The sequence below is a fragment of the Rhodococcus koreensis genome (assembly GCF_017068375.1).
GTDB classification, from domain to species: domain Bacteria; phylum Actinomycetota; class Actinomycetes; order Mycobacteriales; family Mycobacteriaceae; genus Rhodococcus_F; species Rhodococcus_F koreensis.
Genome location: NZ_CP070609.1, coordinates 6,112,888 through 6,139,762, shown reverse-complemented (window position 1 = coordinate 6,139,762; position 26,875 = coordinate 6,112,888). Strand labels below are relative to the sequence as shown.

At 71.2% G+C, this 26,875-nt stretch carries 1 protein-coding gene; it reads right to left on the bottom strand.

All coding sequences use genetic code 11. The features are described 5' to 3' along the window. Positions 1–42: 42 nt before the first annotated feature. The gene (locus JWS14_RS28060; protein ID WP_206014874.1) at positions 43–26,820 is read right to left on the bottom strand and encodes a non-ribosomal peptide synthase/polyketide synthase; all 26,778 of its coding nucleotides are present in this window, start codon (positions 26,818–26,820) and stop codon (positions 43–45) included. Between the last annotated feature and the right edge of the window lie 55 nt (positions 26,821–26,875).

The window sequence follows — 26,875 nt, the reverse complement described above, 5'->3', positions numbered from 1 at the left end:
AGGGCGCACAGACCCCATAGTCGCACAGCGGCGTGGCCGCATTCAGCCGATTCGGTCGTCGTGGCGCGGGGTGCGATCGGCGCCCAGATACCTCGACAGCACCGGCCCGATGACGGCGAGGGACTGCGGCTCGATCATGTCGTTGTGCCCGCAGTCCACCGGATACTCCGCGATCCGGCCGGTCACCAGCGGTCGCCACTCGTCCACCGACCGGGCGCGGGTGGTGCCGTCGTCTTCGCCGGTCGCGGGGAAGATCAGCAGGTCGCCGTCGTAGACCTGCGGCTCGAACCGATGGACGAGTTCCCGCGAATTCTCGTATCCGGCGTTGATCCGCTCGAGGTGTTCTCCGCGCAGCCCGGAGTCGCTACCCCACGATTCGTTGAGCAGTTGCGCTGCGCGTTCGTACGTGACTTCGCCGTCGGTGGCGACGACGAGGCCCAGCCCGCGGAGCAGATCCCGCATGTCGAGTTTCCCGAACAGCGGGTCCTCGCCGTTGTCGGGATAGCTGTCCATGACGGCGAGGGTCGCGACGTTTTCGCCTGCCCGCTGGAGTTCGACGGCCATCGCGTGGGCGATGACCCCGCCCAGCGACCAACCGAGCAGGTCGTACGGTCCCTCCGGCTGAATGGCCTTCATCTCCTCGACGTACCGGTGCGCGAGTTGCTCGATCGACCGGTACTCACCGTCCCCGCTGATCGTGGGCAATTGCAGACCGTACGCGCGGCGGTCGGCGGGCAGATACCGGACGAGGCCCGCATACCCCCAGGACAGCCCGATTCCCGGGTGGACGCAGAACAGCGGTCGTCCGGTGCCTTCGGTGCGCAGCGGAATCACCACCGCCAGCGCCTCCGTCACTGCGCCCTCCGCCGACGGCAGTGCGATCCTGCGGGCGAGGCCGGACGGTGTGGGATCGAGGAACATCCACTGCAACGGGATCTTCCGGTCGAGTCGCTCCTGCAAGGCGGCGACCGCCTTCGTGGCCAGCAGAGAGTTGCCGCTCCTCTCGAAGAAGTTGTCGTCGGCCCCGACCCGGTCCACACCGAGCACCTCGGCGAACACGTCCACGACCGCCGCCTCGAGGTCGGTGGCGGGCGGCCGGAAGCGGGTGCCCGACAGGAACTCGGGAGCGGGCAGCGCGGCGCGATCCAGCTTGCCCACCGGCGTCAACGGGATCCGGTCGAGCACGACGATCGCGGCGGGCACCATGTGGGACGGCAGCCGCTCGGCGACGAGGCGGGACAGTTCCGCGGTGTCGACGTCCGCGCCGCCGACCGGCCGCACATAGGAGACCAGGAGCGGTTCCCCGGCCGGCCCGTCCCGGCCGATCGTGACGGCGAACCCGACGTCGGGGTGGGCGGTCAGTGCGGCGTCGATCTCGCCGGGCTCGATGCGGAACCCGCGGATCTTCACCTGGAAATCGCTGCGCCCGACGTATTCGAGGGTGCCGTCGCGGCGCCACCGCACCACGTCGCCCGTGCGGTACATCCGGTCGCCGGGGGCGCCCCAGGGGGCGGCCACGAAACGGGACGCCGTCAGGCCGGACCGGCGGTGATACCCGGAGGCCAGGGCGCGTCCCGAGACGTACAGCTCACCGACCACACCGACCGGCACCGGGCGCAGCCGGGAATCGAGCACGACCTCCGCGACGCCGCGGGTGGGTGCGCCGAGTGTGATCGGGTCGCCCGGCACCAGCGGGTCGCTGATGTTCGACATGATCGTCGTCTCGGTCGGCCCGTAGGCGTTGAACATCCGGCGGCCCGGCGCCCACCGGGCGACGAGTTCGGGTGGGCAGGCCTCACCGGCCACGACCAGAGTCCGCAGCGACTCGAAGCCCAGCGGGTCCATCGACGCCAGCGCGGTGGGGGTGACGAATCCGTGGGACACCCGCTCGTCGCTCAGCAGCGCGGCCAGTTCGGTGCCGCCGTAGATCGTGGGCGGTGCGATCACCAGCGTCGCACCCGCGCAGAACGCCATGACGAGTTCGAAGACGGATGCGTCGAAACTCGGCGACGCGAAGTGCAGCACCCGCGAGCCTCGGGTGACGGCGAGACGGTCCCGCTCCTCCGCGGCGAGGTTCGCCAGGCCGCGGTGCGTGACGGCCACACCCTTGGGGACGCCTGTGGATCCGGACGTGTAGATGAGATACGCGGGATGCGATTCGTGCAGCGGTGCGGTCCGGTCCGCGTCGGTGACCGGGCCGGGCGACTGCGTCCTGATCCGGTCGGCATCCCGGACGTCGTCGAGCACGATCCAGGTCACCGCGGCGGGCAGCCGATCTCGGTGTTCCCGGACCGTCACCCCCGACACGGCACCCGAGTCGGTGAGCATGTGCTCGATCCGGTCGAGCGGATACCCGGGGTCGACCGGCAGGAACGCGGCGCCCGTGCGGGCGACGGCCCACACCGACAGCACCGATTCGATCGACCTCGACAGGCTCAGCGCGACAGTGGTTCCCGGACCGGCACCCGACTCGATCAGGCGGCGCGCCAGCCGGTTCGAGGTTTCGTCGAGTTCGCGGTACGTGACCGCCCGGCCCCGGTACGACAGCGCGTCGGCGTCCGGGTCGAGTCGGACCGCGGCCGTCAGCAGGTCCGGCAGCAGGACGTTCGGTGCGTCGGGTGCTCCGCGCGCCGGGGTGAGCGCCGCGACCTCGTCGGTGCCGAGGATCTCGATGTCGCCGACCGGGATTCCGGGTTGGGCGGTGACGGAGTCGAGGATGCGCACGAACCGTTCCGCGAAACCCAGCACCGTGTCGGCGTCGAACAGATCGGTCGCGTAGTCGATCGCCCCCGTCATGCCGGCCGGGGTGCCGTCGGTGTCGAATCGCTCGTCGAGGATGACCTCGAGGTCCACCTTGACGACGGCGAGGTCGGGATCGAGTCCCTCGACGCTCAGCCCGGGCAACCGCAGCGCGGGATTCTCGGTGTTCTGGAATTCGAGCGACACCTGGAAGAGCGGCGAGTGGGCGGTCGAGCGCACCGGGCCGACGGCGTCCACCACCCGTTCGAAGGGCAGGTCGGCGTGCGCGAAGGCACCGAGATCGGCGTCGCGGACCTGCGCGAGGAGGTCGCGGAACGGCTGCCCCGCCTCGATCGCGGTGCGCAGGGCCAGCGTGCCGACGAACATGCCGACGAGGTCGTCGAGCGCCGCCTCGCCGCGGCCGGCGATCGGGGTGCCGATCGCCACGTCGCCCGTGCCGCCGAGCCGCCCGAGCAGGACGGCGAGTGCGGCGTGCACGATCATGAACTCGGTGGACCGGTGCTCGCGCGCCGCCGCCCGGATCCGCTCGTGCAGCCCCGCGTCGATCGTGAAGCCCACCCGGTCGCCGTGGAACGACTGTTGTGCGGGACGCCGGCGGTCGGTGGGCAGTTCGAGGAGTTCCGGCAGCCCGGCCAGCGCGGACTCCCAGTAGGACAGCTGCCGCGAGATCAGCGACCCGGGGTCGTCCTCCGAACCCAGCAGCCTGCGCTGCCACAGTGTGTAGTCGGCATACTGGACCGGTAGCGGCGTCCACGCGGGAACGCGACCGTGGGCGCGGGATTCGTACGCGACCATCACATCCCGCACCAGCGGTGCCATCGAGAAGCCGTCGGCCGAGATGTGGTGCACCACGACGGCGAGCACATGGGTCCTGGTGTCGAGGGAGACCGTGCCGAGAGAGACGGTGTCGAGGGAGAACAGGGCGATGCGCAGTGGGACGGCGGCGGCGACGTCGAAGCCGGCCGACACCAGCCGGGTGAGTTCCTCCCGGAGCCTGCCGTCGTCCGCGACCGCGGTCGGCGGGGGCATCGGCGCCGGCGGCGGGAGGATCTCCTGCACCGGTTCGCCGTCACGGAGCGGGAAGCGGGTGCGCAGCGACTCGTGCCTGGTCACGACGTCCGTGACCGCCAGCCTCAGCGCATCCACGTCGAGGTCGCCGGTGAGCCGCACCACCATCGGGATGTTGTAGGCGGGCGAACTCGTGTCGAACTGGTTGATGAACCACATGCGCTGCTGCGCGTAGGACAGCGGGATGCGGGCGGGGCGGTCCCCGGCGGTCAGGGCGGGACGGCCGGACGGACCCGCTTCCGCATGCTCGATGCGCGCGGCGAACGCCTCCACCGTGGGCGCCTCGAACAACGCCCGCACGCCGATGTCGGTGTCGAGCGCGGCGCGCAGGCGGGCGACGGCGCGGGTGGCGCTCAGCGAGTTGCCGCCGAGATCGAAGAATCCCGCATCCGCGCTCACCCGGTCCAGTCCGAGTACCTCCGCGAAGACGCCGGCCACCGTCTCCTGCACCGGGTCGGCCGGTGCCCGGTATTCGGCGGTGCCGACGTCGAATTCGGGGGTGGGCAGGGCCTTGCGGTCGAACTTGCCGACGGCGTTCAGCGGGATCTCGTCCAGCACGGTGATCGACGACGGAATCATGTGGGCGGGCAGTCTGCTCGCGAGACCGCGGGTGAGGTCGCCGGTGTCGAGGGTGTGCCCGGGGGCGGGTACGACGTAGGACGCGAGGAGCGTGTCGCCGGCCGGGCCGAGGTAGGCGACCGTGACCGCGAACCGGACGCCGGGGACCGCCGCGAGTGTCGTGTCGATCTCGCCGAGTTCGATGCGGAACCCGCGGACCTTGACCTGGAAATCGCTGCGGCCCAAGTATTCGATGGTGAGTCCGGGGGTCCAGCGCACGACGTCGCCGGTGCGGTACATCCGCTCACCGGGCCGGCACGGGTCGGCCACGAACCGGGTGGCGGTGAGCCCGGGGCGGCGGTGGTAGCCGCGCGCCAGTCCCGCTCCTGCGAGGTACAACTCGCCCGGAACCCCGGCCGGGACCGGCTGCAACCGGGAATTCAGCACCAGTTCCGTGACACCGCGGATCGGTCCGCCGATGGTGATGCGCTCCCCCGGGGTCTGGGGATCGCTGATGTTGGACATGATGGTGGTCTCGGTCGGCCCGTACGCGTTGTACAACCGGCGTCCCGGCGCCCACCGGGACACGAGTTCGGGTGGGCAGGCCTCGCCGCCGACCGCGACGTCCGCGAACAGATCCAGCCCCGCGGGGTCGAGGGATGCGAGCGCCGCGGTGGTGACGAACGCGTGCGTGACCCGCCGGTCGCGGATCAGCTGGGCGAGTTCGTCGCCGCCGAACACGGTGGGCGGCGCGATCACCATCGTCGCCGCGGCACCGAACGCCTGCAGGTATTCGAACACGGATCCGTCGAAGCTCGGGGTCGAGAAGTGCAGCGTCCGGGACTCCGAGTCCGCCCCGAAACGGGCGAGTTGGTCTTTGGCGAAGTTGTCCAGGCCGCGGTGCGTCACGGTGACGCCCTTCGGCATTCCGGTCGAGCCCGACGTGTAGACGACGTACGCGGCCGAGTCGAGAGTGACCGGTGCCGTGCGGTCGCCGTCGTCGACCGGTGCCGCGGAACCGGCCGCGCACTCGGCGCCGAACTCGGGATCGTCGAGGACGAGCCAGCGCGTGCTCCCGGCCAGCCGGGCACGATGCTCGGACGTCGTCAGTCCGAGAGCGCATTCCGAGTCGGTGAGCATGTGCGCGATGCGTTCGTCGGGATAGTTCGGGTCGACGGGCACGAACACTGCCCCGGCCTTGGCCACCGCCCACACGCACAGCACCGACTCGATCGAACGCGGAACACCCACGGCCACCGACATTTCCGGACCGAGACCGCGGCCGATCAGAACGCGAGCGAGCCGGGTGGACCGCTCGTCCAGCTCCCGGTACGACACCTCGACGTCGCCGGACGACAGGGCGACCGCATCCGGGTCGACCGCGGCGGCGTCGGTGAAGATCTGCGCGAGTGTGCGGACGGACGCGGCCGGGCCACCGCGGACCGGTACCAGTTCCTCGCGTTCCCGCTCGGTGAGCAGCGACAACCGGGCCAGTGGCACGTCGGGTCCGGCGCAGGCGTCGAGCACCCGCACCACCCGGTCGGCGATGTCCTCGACCTCTCCGGGGGCGAACAGGTCGGGGATGTACTCGAACTTCAGGTGCAGGCTCGCCGCCGCCGACGCGACGAGGCTCAGCGGGTAGTGGGCGGCGTCGCGGGCGTCGACGCCGGTGACGCGGAGCCCGGCGATGTCGGTGTCTTCCGACAGCCCGGCCCGGTCCACCGGGTACGACTCGAACACGGTGAGGGTGTCGAACCCGACGCCGGGGCCCGCGGCGTCCCGGATCTCGGCGAGACCGGTGTAGTGGTGGTCGAGCATCGCCGCCTGCTCGGCCTGCACCCGCTCCAGCAACGCGCCGAGCATCTCGTCCGGGCGCAGCGTGACCCGCACCGGCACGCTGTTGATGAACAGCCCGACCATCGTCTCGATGCCGGCGAGTTCCGGCGGCCTGCCGGACACGGTGGCGCCGAACACGACGTCGTCGCGTCCGGTGAGCATTCCCAGCACGACGCCCCACGCCGTCTGCAGAATGCTGTTGAGCGTGAGCCCACGGGTGCGCGCGGATTCGCGCAGCCGGTCGGTCCGGTCCTCGTCGAGGTCGAACACCCATTCCCGCGACACGGTCGACAGTTGCCGCGCCCGGTCCGCGGGGATCAGCAGCGTCGGTTCCTCGACGCCGTCCAGAGTGTCCGCCCAGGCCCGCGCGGACATGCCCCTGTCGCGCCCGCTCATCCACGCCAGGTAGTCGCGGTAATCCCGCACGCGGGGCAGTGGCGAGGGGTCGGCGTCCGTGGCGTACAGCGTGAGCAGTTCCCGGATCATCAGCGGCATCGACCAGCCGTCGAGCAGGATGTGGTGGTTCGTCGACACCAGTCGGCAGTGGCCGCCCGCCGTCCACACGAGCAGGAACCGGATCAGCGGTGCGGTGGCCATGTCGAAGGGGGTGGTCCGGTCGGCGGCCAGCAGTCGCTCGATCTCGGCTTCCGACGCGTCCGCGTCCAGTCCGCTCACGTCGATCTCCCGCCAGGGCACGGTGACCCGGCCCGAGACGACCTGCACGGCCCCGCCGTCGGCGTCGTGGCAGAACGCGCTGCGAAGGTTCGGGTGACGGTCGAGGAGCGCGCCTGCGGCCCGGCGCAACCGTGCCGCGTCGACGTCGCCGGCGAGGTCCAGAATCAGCTGGACGAGGTAGGCGTCCACCGACTCGTCGGCCAGTTCGGCATGGAACAGCATGCCCGCCTGCAACGGCGACAACGGCCAGACGTCGGTCATCGCCGGGTACCGGCGTTCGAGGTCGTCGATCGCGCTCTGGCCGAGTCGGACGAGGTTCAGGTCGGACGGGGTGAAGCCGCCGCCACCCGATCTTGTGTGCTCGGACAGGGCCTCCAGCGCCCGCACCCACAGTCGCGCGAGTTCGCCGACGTCCTCCGCCGCGATCACCCTGACGGGGAACGACCACGTCGCGGTGAGTACCGGGCCGGCGGCGGTGTCGGTGGTTCTGGCGTTCACGTCGACGACGGCCGCCGCGGGCAACCCGGAGTGCGCGGCGGCGGCGAGTCCCGCATCGGAGACCGGCATCCAGTCGCCGCCGGGGGCGGTGCCCGCCCCGAGCCTGCCGAGGTAGTTGAAACTCACCTGCGGACTCGCCTGCGCCGACAGTTCCCGGGCCGTGTCGTCGTCGAGGTACCGGAGAAGCCCGAACCCGATGCCGTGGTCGGGGATCGAGTGCAGCCGCTCCTTCACCGCCTTGACCGCATCGCCGCCGGCGGGGCCCGATGCGAACGCCTCCTCGACGTCCACACCGTCGAGGTCGAGGCCCACCGGGAAGATCGTGGTGAACCAGCCGACCGTGCGGGCCAGATCGGCGCCGGGGACCACGTGTTCCTCACGACCGTGCCCTTCGAGATTCACGAGCGCGGCGGAAGACTCGATCCCGCGGCGTCGGCGCCACCGGACGAGCGCCAACGCCAGCGCCGTCAGCAACCCGTCTGCCACGTTCCCGTGGAACGCCTGCGGGAGCGACGTCAACAGCGTCTCCGTGACGGCGACGGGAAGCTGGACATCGACGTCGGAGGTCTGGACGTCGGCCGGGGTCAGCGGCCGCGACCCCAGCGGCGGGTCGGGGGTGTCGAGCATGTGCCGCCACAGGCCGAGTTCGGCTGTGCGAGATGGTTCCTGCGCCACGTCGGTTAGTGCGTGCGCCCACGTGCGCATCGACGTTCCGGTGGCGGGCAGGGCGGTTGCCTCACCGGACAGCACCCGGGCGCAGGCGAGGGCGAGATCGGGGACGAGGATGCGCCACGACACGCCGTCGACCACCACGTGATGGGCGACGATCAGCAACCGTCCCGCCGTGGCGGGTTCCTCGGTGCTCGCGAACCACACCGCCTGCACCATCACGCCCGACTCGGGGTCCAAGCGGCCTGCGGCGGAGTCCAATTCGCGGGACGCGGCGTCGGTGAACGAGTCCGCGGCGCCGATCGGCACCGTGCGCACCACGTCGGCCGCCCGCACCCACCCGGGCGGCGCGGTCGCCATCGTCCAGTTGGGCTGCGCCGCCGTCCAACCGACCCGGTCGCTGCGGTACAGGCGGGCGCGCAGCATGTCGTGCCGGTCCAGGACGGCCTGCATCGCCGCCGTCAGCGTGTCGTGGTCCAGTTCGGCGGGGGTCGTGAACAGCGCCGCCTGCGAGTACCGCCGGAAGTCGCCGTCCCGGCCCAGCATCCAGCGCACGATCGGGGTCAGCGGGAACTCGCCGACACCGCCGCCGGGCAACTCTTCGAGGGTGATCGTCTCCTCCCCCGATGTGGCGACCTCCGCGAGCGCGGCAACCGTCTTGCGTTCGAACACGTCCCGCGGGGTGATCACCACCCCGGACGCCTTCGCCCGGGTGACCAGCTGGATCGACATGATCGAGTCGCCGCCGACCGCGAAGAACGAATCGTCGACGCCCACCGTGTCGAGACCGAGGACCTCGGCGAACAGGCCGGCGAGGATCCGTTCCGTCTCCGTCGCCGGTGCGCGGCCGAGCGACACCTGCCGGCCGTAGTCCGGTTCGGGCAGCGCCCGGCGGTCGAGTTTGCCGTTCACGGTGAGGGGCAGGGCGTCGAGCACCACCACGGCGGCGGGCACCATGTGCGCCGCCAGCCGGCCCCCGACCGTGTCGACGATCCCGGCGGGGTCCAGCACCCGGCCCGCCTCGGGCACCACGTAGCCCACCAGGCGCTCGTTCCGCACCAGCACCACCGACTGCGCCACACCGTCGCAGGCGAGGAGCGCCGATTCCACCTCGCCGAGTTCGATGCGGAACCCCTTGACCTGCACCTGGAAGTCGTTGCGGCCCAAATAGTCCAGCTGCCCGTCTCTGTTCCACCGGCCGAGGTCGCCGGACCGGTACATCCGGGATCCGGGTGTGTACGGGTCGGCCACGAACCGCGTCGACGTGAGCGTGCACCGGCCCAGGTATCCGCGGGACACCTGCGCGCCGGACACGTAGAGTTCCCCGACCACGCCCGGCGGCACCGGGTGCAGGCGGGAGTCGAGCACGTGCACGCGCAGTCCGGGCAGGGCCCGGCCGATCACGGACGCCGACGCGGACGCGGCGAGTTCCCCGTCCAGCGGCAGGTGGCTGACGTGCACGGTGGTTTCGGTGATGCCGTACATGTTCACGAGCGCCGGGACGGTGTCTCCGTGTCGCGTGTACCAGCGTGTGAGCTGCCCCAGGTCGAGTGCCTCGCCGCCGAACACCACCACGCGGAGCGCCAGTTCGGTGCCGCCGGACACCCGGTCCGCCTCGGCGAGTTGGTAGAAGGCGGTGGGGGTCTGATTCAGGACGGTGACGTTCTCGTCCCGCAGCAGTCGCAGGAACGCGTCGGGTGAGCGGGTGGTGAAGTAGTCGACCACCACCAGCCTGCCGCCGTGGAGCAGCGCACCCCACAACTCCCAGACGGAGAAGTCGAACGCGGCCGAGTGGAACATCGTCCACACGTCGGCGGCGTCGAAACAGAACAGCGGCTGCGTGTGCGCGAACAGGGTGGCGACGTTGCGGTGCGACACCTGAACGCCTTTCGGCTGTCCCGTCGAGCCGGAGGTGTAGATGACGTACGCCACCGCGTCGGGGTGCAGGGGTCCCCGCCGGTCCTGGTCGGTCACCGGCAGCGGCGACGTGCGGCCCAGTTCGGCCACCGTCTCCGGGCCGTCGACGAGGACAGCCGGGACGCCGCTCGCGCGGACCGCGCCGGATTCGTCCTCGGTGGTCAGCACGCATACCGGCCGGGCGTCGGCGAACACGAACGCGAGTCGCTCCGCCGGATACGTGACGTCGACCGGTACGTATCCGGCCCCCGACTTCACCACCGCGAGCAGCGCTACCACCAGGTCCACCGACCGTGCGGCGGCGACGGCCACCAGGGTCTCGGGGCCCGCGCCGCGCGCGATCAGCAACCGCGCCAGGCGATTCGCCCGGGTGTCCAGTTCTTCGTACGTGAGCGACGCGCCCTCGCAGACGACAGCGGTCGCGTCGCGGGACCGCTCCGCGGCCCGCTCGAAGAGTTCCACCAGCGTCGCGTGCGCCCCGATCGGTTCGGCGAGCGCGGGCAGCACCGACTCCCGCTCCGCCGGGTCCAGGATGTCGATGTCCCCCACCGGGAGCGCCCCGGCCGCGGCGATCGATTCGAGCACCCGCAGGAACCGTTCCCCGAACCGCGTCACCGTGTCGCGGTCGAGCACGTCCGTCGCGAACCGCAGCCCGGCGGCGAGTCCGGCGGGTGCGCCGTCCTCGTCGACCTGCTCGGCGACGCTCAGTTCCAGGTCGAACTTCGCGACACGAAGATCCACGTCGAGCGAGTCGACGGTGAGTCCCGGCAGCTCGAGGTGGGTGCCCTCCGCGTTCCGGAATTCGATGAGGACCTGGAACAGCGGGGTGTGCGACGTGGACCGCTCGGGGGCGAGGTGGTCGACGAGCCGCTCGAACGGGATGTCCGCGTGCTCGAACGCCCCGAGATCCACGGCCCGGACCGCGGTCAGGACCTCACCGAACGACGCCCGCGGGTCCACCACCGTCCGCAGGACGAGCGTGTTGACGAACATGCCGACCACGTCGTCGAGTACCGCCTGCCCGCGGCCGGCGACCGGCGTTCCCATCGTGACGTCGCCGGTGCCCGACAACCGCGACAGCAGCACGGCGAACGCCGCGTGCACGGCCATGAACAGCGTCGAATTGTGCTGGGCCGCGATCGTGTTCAGCGCCCGGTGCATCCGCGCCGGCACGTCGAACTCGACGACGTCCCCGCGATACGACCGCTGGGCGGGGCGCGGCCGGTCGACCGGGATCTGCAGCACCTCGGGTGCACCGGACAGCGTGTCCGCCCAGTAGCCCAGTTGCCTGGACATCACCGAGTCGGGATCGTCCACCGCGCCGAGGACGTCCCGCTGCCACACGCTGTAGTCGGCGTACTGCACCGCCAGCGGCGTCCAGCCGGGTGTCTCCCCCACGGTCCGGGCGGTGTACGCGAGCATGACGTCGCGGGCCAGCGGCATCATCGAGAACCCGTCGGCGGCGATGTGGTGCACGACGATGGCGAGGACGTGCTGCTCGGGATCCAATTCGAACAGCCGTGCGCGGAAGGGGATCTCGTCGCTCACGTCGAAACCCGTCCCGACCAGTGCCGCGACGGCGTCCCGCAGCGCACGGTCACCGGACACGGGCACCGGGTCGAGGCCGGGGGTCGCCGGCCCGGGATCGACGATCACCTGGTGCGGTCCGTCGACCGACCCGGGGAACACGGTGCGCAGCGACTCGTGCCGCTCCACGACGTCGCCGACCGCCGCGTGCAGGGCGGGGCGGTCGAGGGCGCCGCTCAGCCGCAGGGCGATCGGGATGTTGTAGGCGGGCGAGGACGTGTCGAACTGGTTGACGAACCACATCCGCTGCTGCGCCAGCGACAGCGGTATCCGGTCGGGGCGCGGCCCGGCGGAGAGCGCCACCGACGGCGTCCTCGCCGACGCGGCCGAATCGATCCGGACCGCCAGATCGGCCACCACGGGCGCATCGAACAGGATGGCCACCCCGATCCCGGCGTCGAGGGCGGAGTTGATGCGCGCGACGGCCCGGGTGGCGCTGAGCGAGTCGCCGCCGAGGTCGAAGAAGCTGTCGTCCGCACCGACGCGCGGGGCGCCGAGCACCTCGGCGAACACGTCCGCGACGGCCTCCTCGACCGGAGTGGTGGGTGCCCGGTAACCGAGGGTCGCCGTTACGAATTCCGGCGCGGGCAGCGCCTTCCGGTCCAGTTTGCCGACCGGGGTCAGCGGGATCTCGTCGAGAACCACCACGGCCGCGGGCACCATGTACTTCGGCAGGATGCGGCCCGCGAACGCGAGCACGTCCGGCGCCGCCACCTCCTCGCCGTCGTGCGGCAGGACGTACGACACGAGCGCCGTGTCGCCCAGCGGCCCCGGCCTGCCGAGGGTCGCGGCGAAGTCGAGGTGCGGGTGGGTGGTGAGCACGGAATCGATCTCCCCCAGTTCCACACGCTGGCCGCGGATCTTCACCTGGAAGTCGCTGCGCCCGAGGTACTCGAGGGTGTGGTCGCGACGCCACCGCACGACGTCGCCCGTGCGGTACATCCGGCCACGGCCGTAGGGGTTGGCGACGAACCGCTCCGCGGTGAGCGCCGCGCGCCGGTGGTACCCGCGGGCCAGAGCCGTTCCCGCGATGTACAACTCGCCGGGCACCCCGGCCGGGACGGGCTGCAGCCGGGCGTCGAGGACGGACAGTGCGATGCCGCGGACGGGGCTCCCGATCGTGACCGGTTCTCCCGGCGCCATCGGTGCGCTGAAGGTGGTGAGGACGGTCGCCTCGGTGGGGCCGTAGCCGTTGAACATCGCCCGGTCCGCGCCCCACGTGGCCACCAGTTCGTCGCCGACGGCGTCGCCGGCCACGACGAGCGCCTCGAGGTGCTCGATGCCGTCGCGCTCCACGGTGGCCAGGACGGCCGGGGTGATGCAGGCGTGGGTGACCCGTTCGCGGCGCAGCAGGTCCGCGAGTTCCGCACCGCCGTAGACGTCGGGGGGCGCGATCACGAGCGTCGCCCCCGCCGCGCACGACTGGACGAGTTCGAGGATCGCCACGTCGAAACTGGGTGAACAGATGTGCAGGCACCGGGAATCCGGCGACACGGTGTAGTGCTCGGTCTGCTCGGTGAGCAGGTTCGCCAGACCGCGGTGGGTGACGACGACACCCTTCGGTCTGCCGGTGGACCCGGACGTGTAGATCGCGTAGGCGGCGTGGTCGACGTCGAGCACCGACCGGCGGTCCAGGTCGGTGACGCGGGCCGGGGAGGCGGCGGACCAGGTGCGCTCGAAGTCCGGATCGTCCAGCACCAGCCACGGCACGGAGCCGGGCAGCCGGTGCCGGTGCGCCGACGTCGTCACCCCCAGTGCCGCACCGGAATCGGCCAGCATGTTCTCGATGCGATCGGCAGGATAGGTCGGGTCGACGGGCACGAACGCGGCTCCGGTCTTGGCGACCGCCCACACCGCGGGCACCGATTCCGGTGATCGGGGCAGCCCGAGCGCCACGAACGTCTCCGGCCCGGCACCCCGTTCGATCAGCACGCGGGCCAGCGCGCTCGACCGCTCGTCGAGTTCCCGGTAGCTCGTCCCCTGTCCGTCGAAGACGAACGCGGACGCGTCCGGCCGGTTCCCGGCAGAGGCCGTGAGAAGCTCGGGCAGCGTCCTCGGCGGCCCGGCGGGGGCACCGCACACCGCGGTGTACTCCTGCAGTTCGGCCTCCGACAGCAGGGTCAGGTGCGCGAGCGGGGTGTCGATATCGGACAGCAGGATCTGCACGACACGTGCGACGCGGGCGGCCACCGACTCCGCGAACTCGCTGCCGAAGACGTTCGGCTGGTACCGCAGTCGCAGGTGCAGTGCCGTGTCGACGTGCGCCATCAGGGTGAACGGATAGTGGGTGGAGTCGATCCCCTCGATCGCGGCGACGTGCATGCCGCCGATGTCGGTGTCTTCCGACAGCCCCATCCGGTCCACCGGATACGACTCGAACACGGTGAGTGTGTCGAACGCGGCACCCTCCCCGACGGCGCGCTGGATCTCGGTGAGTCCCAGGTAGTGGTGATCGAGCAGGGCCGATTGTTCGCGTTGGAAGCGCTGCAGCAGTTCGGCGAGCGTCTCCTCCCTGCGCAGGCGCAGCCGGACGGGCACCGTGTTGATGAACAGCCCGACCATCGACTCGATCCCCGCGACCGCCGGTGGGCGGCCGGACACGGTGGCGCCGAACGTCACGTCTTCCCGGGTGCCGAGCGTGGTCAGCACCAGCCCCCACGCCACCTGGACGAGGGTGTTCATCGTCAGCCCGCGCTCGCGTGCGAGGGACTCGAGCGCGCGGGTCTTCTCCTCGCCCACCTCGAGGCGCACGTCCTCAGGTTCGGCGAAGGACTGTTCGCCGTGCGCCGCGGGCGCCACGAACGTCGGCTCGTCCGCGCCGGCGAGGGCGGACACCCAGGCGGCCGTGGACCGTTCGTGGTCCTGCCTGCCGATCCACTGCAGGTAGTCGCGGTAGGGCGTGACGCGGGGCAGGGCGGTCGCGTCGCCGTCCGTGGCGTACAGAACGAGCAGGTCCTTGATCACCAGCGGCGTCGACCAGCCGTCGAGGAGGATGTGGTGATGGGTGAGCACCAGCCGGTACCGGTCGGGTGCGGTGCGCAGCAACGTGAATCGGAGCAGCGGGGCCTCGGACATCTCGAACGGGACGGCGCGGTCGGCGGCGAGGAACGCGCTGTCGTCGAGGTCTGAGAGATCGACGTCGGTCCACGGCGCGGTCGCCGAATCGAGTACCACCTGCACCGGTCCGTTGCCGGTGTCGGCGAACGCCACGCGGAGATTCGCGTGCCGGTCGAGCAGGCCCTGCGCGGCACGGCGCAGCCTCGCCGGGTCGACGGTGCCGCGCAGGTCGAGGACCAACTGCACCTGATAGGCGTCAAGTCGATGCTCGGACAGCTGGGCGTGGAACAGCAGACCCGCCTGCAGCGGGGACAGCGGCCAGATGTCGGCGAGGTCCGGGTAGGTGCGCCCCAGCCGGTCGATGTCGGTCTGCCCGACGGACACCAGGTCGAGGTCGGACGGGGTCAACCCGCCCGCGCCGGGCCGGTTCGCGTACTCGGCGAGTGCTGTGAGCGCCCGCACCCACAGCGCGGAGAGCTCCTCCACGTCCTCGGCGGCGAGCACACCGGTGGGGTACGACCACGTCGCCGTCAGCACCGGCGCCCCGTCGCGGACCGTGGTCGCGGCGTTGATATCCACGACCCAAGCAGCGGGCATCTCGTGGTTCTGGGTTCCGCCGAGGTCCCCGCTGTCCGCGACCGGCAGCCAGGGCACGTCGCCTGCGCTCGTCGCCACCCGGCCGAGGTAGTTGAAACTCAGCTGCGGCGGCCGGAATCGGCGCAGTCCCGCGGAGTCGCCGGGGTCCAGGTACCGCAGCATGCCGTACCCGATGCCGTGATCGGGAATGGCGAGGAGTTGTTCCTTGACCGCCTTGATCGCGGCCCCGGCCGCGTCGTCGGCGGTCGCGGCCCCGGCCGCGTCGTCGGCGGCGAGTGCGGCTTCGACGTCGATGCCGGTGAGGTCGAGTCGCACGGGGAACAGTGTGGTGAACCATCCGACGGTGCGGGACAGGTCGGCGCCCGGCACGACGTGGTCTTCGCGGCCGTGGCCCTCGAGGTTGATCAGCACGTCGGCCGTGTCGACCCCGCGGTGCCGCCGCCACCGGATCATCGCCAGTGCGAGGGCGGCGAGGAGGCCGTCGCCGACGGCGCCGTGGAACGCGGCGGGAAGGGTGGTGAGGAGTGCGTCGGTGACGCCGGTGGGCACGTCGACGACGACGCGGCCCGTCGTGGCGTCGACGTCGACGTCCGGATTCAGCGGCCGGGAGCCGAGAAGCGGATCGGGGCCGTCCAGGATCGACTGCCACAGTGCGCCTTCGGCGCGCCGGGACCGCACGGCATCGGTGAGCCCGTGCGACCATCGCCGCATCGACGTCCCGACCGCCGGCAGTGCGGCGGGCAGACCCTCGGCGACGCGGGAATGGGCGGCCGCGAGATCCGCGATCAGGATCCGCCAGGACACGCCGTCGACGACGAGATGATGCGCGACCAGCAGCAGACGCCCCTGCCCGTCCGGGCCGTCGAACCAGAGCACCTGCACCATGCTGGCCGCGGCCGGGTCCAGGCGGTCTGCCGCCGCGTTCAGTTCCACTCTCGCGACCGCGGCGAAGTCGCCGACGTCGAACGACGTCACGGGCACGCGGTGGATCAGCGCGTCGGCGCGCACCGATCCGGTCGGCAGCACCGTCATCGCCCACCGCCCCGCCTCGTCGGCGGAAAGGCGCGCGCGGAGCATGTCGTGGCGGTCCAGCACGGCGTCGACGGCGGCGGCGAGATCCTCGCGGGTGAGGCCGCGTGGTGCGGTGACCGGCACAGACTGGGAGAACCGCTCCAGCCTGCCGCCGCTGCGGTCGAGCATCCACGCGACGACGGGGGTCAGCGGCACCGGGCCGACTCCGCCGCCGGGCAGTTCCTCCAGCACCACGGCATCAGCGCGTTCGTGGTGGGCCACCTCGGCGAGACCGGCGACGGTCCGGCGCTCGAACACGTCCCGCGGGGAGAGGATCAGTCCCGCGGCTTTCGCGCGGGCCACCAGCTGGATCGACATGATGCTGTCGCCGCCCAGCGCGAAGAACGAGTCGTCCACGCCCACCGAGACGAGTCCCAGCACATCCCGGAACAGGCCGGCGAGCAGCGCCTCCGTCTCGGTGCGCGGCGGCCGGCTGTCGGTGACGACGACACCGAAGTCCGGTTCCGGCAACGCCTTCCGATCGATCTTGCCGTGCACCGTCACCGGGAGCGCCGCGATCACCAGAACGGCGGCGGGCACCATGTACGACGCGAGCCGCGTGCCCGCGAACTGCAGGACCTCGCCTGGATCGACGGCCGCACCGGGTTCGGGGACGACGTACCCGATCAGCCGGTCGCCGGACCGTTTGTCCCGCCGCACGTCGGCGACTGCCGCCGCCACGTTCTCGTGGGCGAGCAGCGCCGACTCCACCTCGCCGAGTTCGATGCGGAATCCGCGGATCTTCACCTGGAAGTCGGTGCGCCCGAGGTAGTCGAGTTGCCCGTCCGCCGTCCAGCTCACGAGGTCGCCGGTCCGGTACATCCGGCTGCCCGGCGGCCCGAACGGGTTGGCCACGAAGCGTTCCGCGGTGAGGCCGTGCCGGCCGTGATAGCCGCGGGCGAGCGCGGGGCCCGCGAGGTACAGCTCCCCGGCCACGCCTGCCGGCACCGGATGCAGTCGCTGATCGAGGACGGTCTCGGTGAACCCGAGCGTCGGCGCGCCGATCGTGACCGGCTCGCCCGGCGCCAGCGGCGTGCTGATGCTCGACACGACCGTCGCCTCGGTCGGACCGTACGCGTCGAACATGGCCCGGCCCGGCGCCCACCGTGCCACCAGTTCCGGCGGGCATGCCTCGCCGCCGGTCACCACGCACCGCACGCCCTCGAGGCCGGCGGGATCGACCGAGGCGAGCGCCGCCGGCGTGACGAAGCAATGCGTGACCCGCTCACGCCGCAGCAGGTCCGCCAAATCGTCGCCGCCGTAGACGGACGGGGACGCGATCACCATCGTCGCGCCCGGTCCGACCGCCAGCATCAGCTCGAGCACCGAGGCGTCGAAGCTCGGCGACGCGAAGTGCAGGGTCCGGGACCCCGTGGTCGTGCCGAACGTGTCCCGCTCCGTCGCAGCGAAATTCGCCAGCCCGCGGTGTGTGGTCACCACACCCTTCGGCCTGCCGGTCGATCCCGACGTGTAGATCACATACGCGGGGTGGTCGACGTGCAACGCGGACGCACGGTCGGTGTCGGTCACCGCCGTCGCCGGAAACAGCGACAGCTCGGCGTCGGTCCCGGGGTCACCGAGATCCAGCCACGGGATCGACGCCGGCAGGGCGGACCGCAGCCCGGCCGTGGTGAGACCGGTGACGGCGCCCGAATCGCCGAGCATGTACTCGATGCGCTCGGCCGGATGGTTCGGGTCGACCGGCAGGAACGCGGCCCCGGTCTTGGCCACCGACCAGACGGCGAGGACGGATTCGATGGACCGCGGCAAGGCCAGCGCCACCACCTGTTCCGGGCCGATGCCCCGCCCGATCAGGAGCCGGGCGAGCCGGTCCGACCGCTCGTCGAGGTCCCGGTAGGACACCCGGCGTCCGTCGAAGACCAGTGCCGCGGCATCCGGGTCCACGGCGGCGGCGGCCGTCAGCAACTGCGGCAGCGTCCGCGCCGGCACGCCGGGCCCCCCGCTCACCGGTGTCAGTGCGGCCCGCTCGCCGGCGCCGAGGACGTCGACGTCGCCGACCGGGACGTCCGGCGAGTCGGTGACGGCGCCGAGGATCCGGACCAGCCGCTCGGCAAACGCGGCCACCGTGTCCTCGTCGAAGATGTCGGTCGCGTAGCCCAGCGCCGCGCTGATCCCCGCGGGACGACCGTCGGCGTCGACGTTCTCCCGCAGCGTCAGCTGGAGGTCGAAGTTGATCGTGTCGAACTCGAGCTCGAGGGGTTCGACGTGGAGGCCGGGCAGTTCCAGCTCGGGGCGCTCGGTGTTCTGGAATTCGAGCATCACCTGGAACAGCGGTGAGTACTCCGTCGAACGGGAGGGTCGCAGACTCTCCACGACGCGTTCGAACGGCACGTCCGCGTGCGTGAACGCCCCGAGATCGGCCTCACGGACCTGCGCGAGCAGTTCGGCGAACGTGCGGGCGCCGTCGACGGGGGTGCGGAGCACGAGGGTGTTCACGAACATCCCGACCAGGTCGTCGAGTTCGGCCTCGCCGCGACCGGCGATCGGTGTGCCCACGGCGACGTCGTCCGACGCGCTCAGCCGCGACAGCAGGACCGCCAGCGCGGCGTGCAGCGCCATGAACACGGTCGACCCGTACCTGCGCGCGACCTGCACGACACCCTGGTGGAGGTCCGGGCCGATCCCGAACTCAATGCGGCCCGCGCCGAGGGTGCGGGCGGCCGGGCGGGGCCGGTCCGTGGGCAGTTCCAGCACGTCGGGGATGTCGGCGAGCGCCGCCGTCCAGTAGTGGAGTTGGCGGGCGAGCGGCGACTCCTCGTCGTGTTCGTCGCCGAGCCGGTCCCGTTGCCAGAGTGTGTAATCGGCGTACTGGACAGGCAGCGGAGTCCAGTCGGGTGCCACGCCGCGGGCGCGGGCCGTGTACGCCGATAGGACGTCGCGGGCGAGCGGGACCATCGAGAAGCCGTCCGCCGCGATGTGATGCACCACCACCGCCAGCACGTGCTCGGCCTCGCCTGCCGCGAACAGCCGGGCCCGCAGCGGCGCCTCCGTCGTCACGTCGAATCCCGTGGAGAGCAGGCGGTGGAGTTCCGCGTCGACATCCGACGGCGCGACGGCGTGCGGTGTGAGATCGGGCGCCACGGTCTCCGGTGGGAGGATCACCTGCCGCGGGCCGCTGTCGGTGAGGGGGAAGACGGTGCGGAGGGATTCGTGGCGTTCGACGACGTCGGTGACGGCCGCCTGCAGCGCAGTCACGTCGAGAGTCCCTGTGAGGCGGAGTGCGATCGCGACGTTGTATGCCGCACTGGCCGTGTCGAACTGGTTGGCGAACCACATCCGCTGCTGCGCCAGCGAGACGGGGACCTCCCGCGACGGATCCCGCGGGGCGGGCGCAGGCCGGGATTCCGCCCGGGATTCCCCGGCCTCGGCGCGGGCGGCCAGCCCGGCGACGGTCGGGGCGTCGAACACGTCCCGCACGCCCAGTCGGTCGCCGACCGCCGCGTTGACGCGGGCGACGAGCCGGGTCGCGGTCAGCGAGTTCCCGCCGAGCGCGAAGAAGCTGTCGTTCGCCCCCACCCGGACGATGCCGAGGAGGTCGGCGAACACGGCGGCGACGATCTCCTCCACCGGGTTGCGTGGGGCGACGAATCCCACCGTCGCCGTGCCGAAGTCGGCATCCGGCAGCGACTTCCGGTCGAGCTTGCCGTTGACCGTCAGGGGCAGGGCGTCGATCACCACCACCGCCGCCGGCACCATGTACGACGGCACGCTCGCCCCGACCGCGGCGAGAACCGCCGCCGCGTCGACGTCGGCGCCCGCCTCCGGGACCACGTAGCCCACCAGCCGGTCGCCGTCCCGCTCGTCGCCGCGCATCACGACCACCGACTGCGCCACCCCGGCGCACGCGCCGAGGGCGGCCTCCACCTCGCCGAGTTCCACCCGGAATCCGCGCAGCTGCACCTGGAAGTCGCTGCGCCCCACATACTCGAGCCGCCCGCCCGCACCCCACTTCACGACGTCGCCCGACCGGTACATGCGCGTCCCGGCCCGGCGGTGGTCGAACGGGTCGGCGACGAACCGCGTCGCGGTCAGCCCCTGCCGCCCGATGTAGCCGCGGGTCACCTGGTCTCCGGACACGTACAGCTCTCCCACCACCCCGGGGGGTACCGGATGCAGCCGGCCGTCGAGGACGTAGACGCGCAGTCCGGGGAGTCCGCCGCCGATCACCGAGCCGGGTACGGAGGCCGCCAGCGCCCGGTCGAGGGCGAGGTAGCTGACGTGCACGGTGGTCTCGGTGATGCCGTACATGTTCACCAGCACGGGGGCGCGGTCGTCGTGCCGGGTGTACCACCGCTCCAGTTGCCCGACGTCGAGGGCTTCGCCACCGAAGATCACGTGCCGCAACGACAGTGGCGTTGCGTCGCCGTCCTCGACGGCGCTCGCTGCACGATCGGCCTCCGTCAGCTGATAGAACGCGGTCGGCGTCTGGTTCAGCACCGTCACCCGTTCCCGGCGGAGCAGTTCGAGGAACGTGTCCGGCGACCGCGCGGTGAAGTAGTCGACCAGCACCAGCCGGCCGCCGTGGACGAGCGCACCCCACAGTTCCCAGACGGAGAAGTCGAAAGCGTACGAGTGGAACAGCGTCCACACGTCGGACGAGTCGAACCCGAAAAGCTTTCGGGTGTTGGCGAGCAGGGTGACGACACACCGATGCGACACCTGGACGCCCTTCGGCCGCCCCGTCGATCCCGACGTGAAGATGACGTACGCGACGGCGTCGGCCCACAGCGGCTGCAACCGGTCCGAGTCGGTGACCGGCAGCCCGGACAGTTCGGCCACCGCACCCACCGTGTCCGGATCGTCGATCGCCACCACCGGAATTCCGGCCGGCGCCAGCGACGCGAATTCCGCGCTCACCACGGCGCACACGGGTCGCGCGTCCTCGAACATCGCTGCCACCCGCTCGGCGGGATAGCTGGTGTCGACCGGCACGTACCCGCCACCGGCGGCGAGCACCGCCAGCAACGTCACCACGAGGGCAGGTGTGCGATCGACCATCACCGCGACCAGCGACTCGGTTCCCACACCCTCGGCGATCAGCAACCGGGCCAACCGGTTCGCCCGCTCGTCCAGTTCGCCGTAGGTCAGCGTCTCGTCGCCGCACACGATCGCGGTGGCGTCCGGGGTCGCCGAGGCCACCCGCGCGAACAACTCGACCACGGTCTGCGCGTCGGCGGCGACACCCTCACGGTTCCAGCGGTCCAGCACCAGCTCGCGCTCGACCGCACCGAGAACCGGGATGTCCCCCACCACCACCGCCGGGTCGTCGACCACCGCCCGCAGCACCCGGACGAAGCGTTCCCCGAACCCCTCCACCGACGACCGGTCGAACACGTCCGTCGCGTACAGGAAGGCGGCGGACATCCCCGCGGCGGCGCCCTTCTCGTCGTGGTACTCGGCGAGCGACAGCTGGAGGTCGAATTTGGCAACCCCCGGGTCGACGTCGACCGCCTCCACGGTCAGGCCCGGCAGTTCGAGGTGGGCACGCACGGTGTTCTGGAATTCGAGCAGCACCTGGAACAGCGGCGAGTGGGACGTCGACCGGCCCGGAGCGAGCTCGTCGACGACGCTCTCGAACGGGACGTCCGTATGCCCGAACGCGCCCAGATCCGTGTCGCGGGCCCGGGCCAGCACGTCGGTGAACACGTCACCCGATTCCACCGGAGTCCGCAGCACCAGCGTGTTGACGAACATCCCGACGAGGTCGTCCAGCGCCGCCTCACCGCGACCCGCGATCGGGGTGCCGATGGCGACGTCACCCGACCCGGTCATCCTCGAGAGCAGCACGGCGAGCGCCGCGTGCATCACCATGAACAGCGTCGCGTTGTGTTCGCGTGCGAGGAGGAGCAGTTTCCGGTGCAGGCCGGCATCGATCGGGAACGCCGCGGTCGCACCCGCGAGCGAGCGGGTGACCGGCCGGTTCCGGTCGAGCGGGAGGGCACTGACCTCCGGGAGGTCGGCCAGCACATCGCGCCAGTACTGCAGTTGCCGGGACATGAGGCTGTCCGGGTCCTCGGCACTGCCGAGCAGTCGACGCTGCCACATGCTGAAGTCGGCGTACTGCACGGGCAGCGGTTCCCAGCTCGGCAGGGTCCCGGACCGGCGCGCCGAGTAGGCGACGATCAGGTCTCGGGCCAGCGGCGCGAGCGACGCCCCGTCGGCAGCGATGTGGTGCACCACGATCACGAGCACGTGCTCGTCCGGACCGGTCCACAACAGGGCCCCGCGCAGCGGGACCTTCGTGCTCACGTCGAACCCACCGGTGAGGAGCGTCCCGATCCGGTCGTGCAGCGACTCGTCGCCGTCGACGTGCGGGGTGAGGTCCGGGGCGACCTCCGCGGTGTCGACCACCACCTGGTAGGGGCCGTCCTCCGATGCCGGATACACGGTGCGCAACGACTCGTGCCGCTCGATCACGTCCCCGACCGCGGCCCGCAACGTGTCCGCGTCCAGAGGTCCGGTAAGGCGCACTGCCATCGGAATGTTGTACGCCGCCGACGACGTGTCGAACTGGTTGAGGAACCACATCCGCTGCTGCGCCAGCGACAACGGGATCCGATCGGGCCGATCCCCGACGGTCAGGGGCGGCCGGTCCACGAATTCGGTGCCTGCCCGGCGGACGTACGCCGCCAGCAGTTCGACGGTGGGCGCCTCGAACAACGCCCGCACCCCGACGTCCGATCCGAGTGCCGCGTTGACCCGGGCGATCACCCGCGTCGCGACGAGCGAGTTACCGCCGAGGTCGAAGAAGCTGTCGTCGACACTGATCCGTTCGACGCCGAGGACGTCGGTGAAGACCTCGGCGATCGACTCCTCGACCGGGTCGGCAGGCGCCTTGAACTCGGCGGCCGCGGACAGGAACCGCGGTTCCGGCAGCGCCGCGCGGTCCAGCTTCCCGACCGGGTTCAGCGGGATCTCGTCCAGCACCACGATCACCGAGGGAACCATGTACGCCGGCAACCGGTTCCGCACCTGCCGCAGTAGTTCCGACGTCACGATCGGCCTGCCCGGAGCCGGGACGACGTAGGACACCAGGACCGTGTCCCCGGACGGTCCCGGCCTGCCGATGGTGACGGCCAGTCGCACGTCCGGATGCGTCTGCAGCATCGCGTCGATCTCACCGAGCTCGATGCGGAACCCTCGGACCTTCACCTGGAAATCGCTGCGCCGCAGGTACTCGAGCGTGTGATCGGGCCGCCACCGCACCACGTCGCCGGTGCGGTACATCCGGCCCCGGCCGTACGGGTCGGCGACGAACCGCGCCGCGGTGAGACCCGGGCGGCGGTGATAGCCCCGCGCCACCCCGGCACCGGCGATGTACAGCTCACCCGGTACCCCGACGGGTACCGGATGGAGCCGGGCGTCGAGCACCATTTCCTCGACGCCCCGGAGCGGCCCACCCAGCGTGATGGGGTCACCGGGGGTCATCGGTGCGCTGATGTTCGCCATGATCGTGGTCTCGGTCGGACCGTACGCGTTGTGCAGCCGGCGGTCCGGCGCCCACCGGGCGACGAGGTCGGGCGGGCAGGCCTCGCCGCCCACGACCACGTCGAGGAAGTCGCCCAGCGAATCGGGCGGGATCGTTCCCAGCGCCGCGGTGGTGACGAAGCCGTGCGTGACGCGCTCCGACCGCAGCAGGTCGGCCAGTTCGGCGCCGCCGTACGCGGTCGGCGGCACCACCACCATGGTCGCGCCCACTCCGAAGGCCTGCAGGTACTCGAACACGGATGCGTCGAAGCTGGGGGTCGAGAAATGCAGCGTTCGAGACGATCTGGTGGCGCCGAACCGCTCCTGCTGATCGGCGGCGAAGTTGTCCAGCCCGCGGTGGGTGACGGTGACGCCCTTCGGCTGCCCCGTCGAACCGGACGTGTAGATCAGGTACGCGGCATTGTCGAGGTGCAGGGGCCGAATGCGGTCCGAGTCGGTCAGCGGATTGTCCGGGCGGACGGCGCACTCGGCTTGGAAGTCCGGATCGTCCAGCACGCACCACGGAATCGAATCGTGCAGGCGGCCACGCACCGACTGCTCCGTCAGACCGAGCACCACACCCGAATCGGCAAGCATGTAGTCGATCCGGTCGGCCGGGTAGTTCGGGTCCACCGGCACGAACGCCGCCCCCGTCTTCGCGACCGCCCAGACGGACGCCACCGACCGGAACGACCGCGGCAACGCCAGCGCGACGAACGATTCCGGTCCCACACCCTGGTCGATCAGCACGCGCGCGACCTGCGTCGACCACCGGTCCAGCTCGCGGTAGGACAATTCTTCGCCCTGCCGGGTCAGGGCCGTTGCTGCCGGATCCAGTGCCGCGGCATCGGCGAACAGGCCGGGCAGGGTGCGCTCTGACCGGGCAGGCAGGCCCCGGACCGGTGTCAACGCGGAACGTTCGGCCACGGACAGGATCTCGATGTCACCGACCGGAACGTCCGGATCGGCCGCCATCGCACCGAGGATGCGCAGGTACCGTTCGGCCGCCACCCGGATGGTGTGGGCGTCGAACAGGTCTGCGGCGAAACCGAATTCGACGGTGGCCCCGGCCAGTCCCCCCGACTCGCCGACCGCTTCCGTCACGGACACGCACAGGTCGAGGCCGGGGAATTCCGCATCCGGGGAGCCGGGGGGCCTGGTGTCGAGCAGCACCTGGACGATCGGTGCGTACGCCTCCGACACCGACACGCCGAGCTCCTGCACCAGACGGTCGAACGGAACCCCGGTGTGCGACAACGCCTCCGCGGCGACGTCTCGGACGTGGGCCAGGTAGTCGCGGCACGACACCTCGCCCGCGTACCGCGAACGCACCACCACGGTGTCCGTGCGGTCGCCCACGTCCACTGCCGTCCCGACGGCGATGTCGCTGCTCCCGGTGACCCGGCCGAGCAGGATCGACAGGGCGGTGAGGAACACCGTGCGGCCGGCGGTGCCCGCGTCTTCGGCCAGCGCGCCCACCCGGCGGTGCAACTCCGCAGACACCACCACGGTGACCCGGTCGCTCTCCGGCGACAGCCTGGCGGGCCGGCGCCGGTCGGTGGGCAACGGCAGGAGGTCGGGCAACCCATCCAGTCGCCGGCGCCAGTACTCGACTTCCCGGGCCTCGCCCAGCAACCGTTCCCCGATGCGGGCGCTTTCCTCGTGGATGTCGCCCACCCGGGACGCCGGGTTCGCGGTGGCCAGTTCCGCGAGCAACTCCACGAACTGCCGATGGTGTTCCCGCAGTTCGCCACGCTCGTAGCGGCTGGGGTTCGCACGGAAGTCGACGAAGATCCTGGTGGGCGTGCCGCTCTGGTACACGTTGATCAGCAGGTCCTCCACCGGACCCGAGGTGACGATGTGGAAATCGCCCACCAGCGAACCCAGCGCCACCTCCTGGCGGAACAACATGACGTTCACCATCGGCCCGTACAATTCCGTCGACGCGGTGTCGCCGGCGTCACGTCGGATGTCGTCGAGGCTGCACCGCTGGTGCCGCAGTGCCGCGACCAGCTCACGCTGGACCTGCTCGATCAGGTCCGCGACGGTGTCCTCGGCCCGGACGCGGACGGGCATCGGGGCCACGTTGACGAGCATGCCGCCGGAATTGCGCAGCACCGCCGTCGTGCGCGCCGACACCGGGATGGTCACCAGCACATCGGTTCTGCCGGTGCGCCGCGCCAGGTAGCACGCCGCGGCCGCGATGATGGTCGCCGCCGACGGGCTGTCGCGGGAATCGAGAACGGCCACGACGTCGTTGGAGAGGACCGCACTCTCCACCGTGCTGGCGGCGGACACGTGTCCCACCGTCCGCGCCAATGTGGTGCCCTCGACCCCGGCGACCCGCTCCGCCCAGTACTCGCGGTCGGTCAGGAAACGGTCCGAGGCGCGGTACCGGCTGTCGATGTCGTACAACTGCCGCAAGCTGACCGCCCTGTTCGGATCCGGTTCGCGGCCCGCAACTTTCGCGGAGTACCGGTGCGCGATGCGGCGCAGCATCGTCATCGCACCGTAGCCGTCGAGGGCGACGTGGTGAATCCTGCTGTACCACAGGAAGTGCGCGTCCCCGGTCTGCAGGATCGACGTCTCCACCAGCCGGTCTGCGCTCAGGTCGATCGGCGTGACGTAGTCACGCTCCATCCATTCGTGCGCCGCCGACATCGGATCCTCTTCGGCGCGGAAGTCGACGTACGCGATCGACGTGTCCGTCCGATGGTCCACGTACTGCAGCGGGCGGCCGTCGACGTCGTAGACCTTGAGGAACGGCGATTCGAATTCGCGGGCCGCCTCCACTGTCTCCTGCCGCAACAGGTCCATGTCCAGCGCACCGCGGAACTCGACGTACTGGGCGATGAAGATCGGGACCCGCGGTTCCAGTTGCTGAGCGAACCACGTGGCCCGCTGCGCCGCCGACAGCGGAATCGGTTCACCGCCGCCCGGGGCGGAACCGTCCGATCGCTGTCCCGGGACGCGCAGGTCCGCGGGGCGGCGCGGATCCCCCGCCCCCGGAACGGGTCCTTCACCTTGTCCAGGGCACACTAGAACTCGACCTCGCCCCGCCCAACCAGGACGGACGCACTCTTTCGAGTATCCG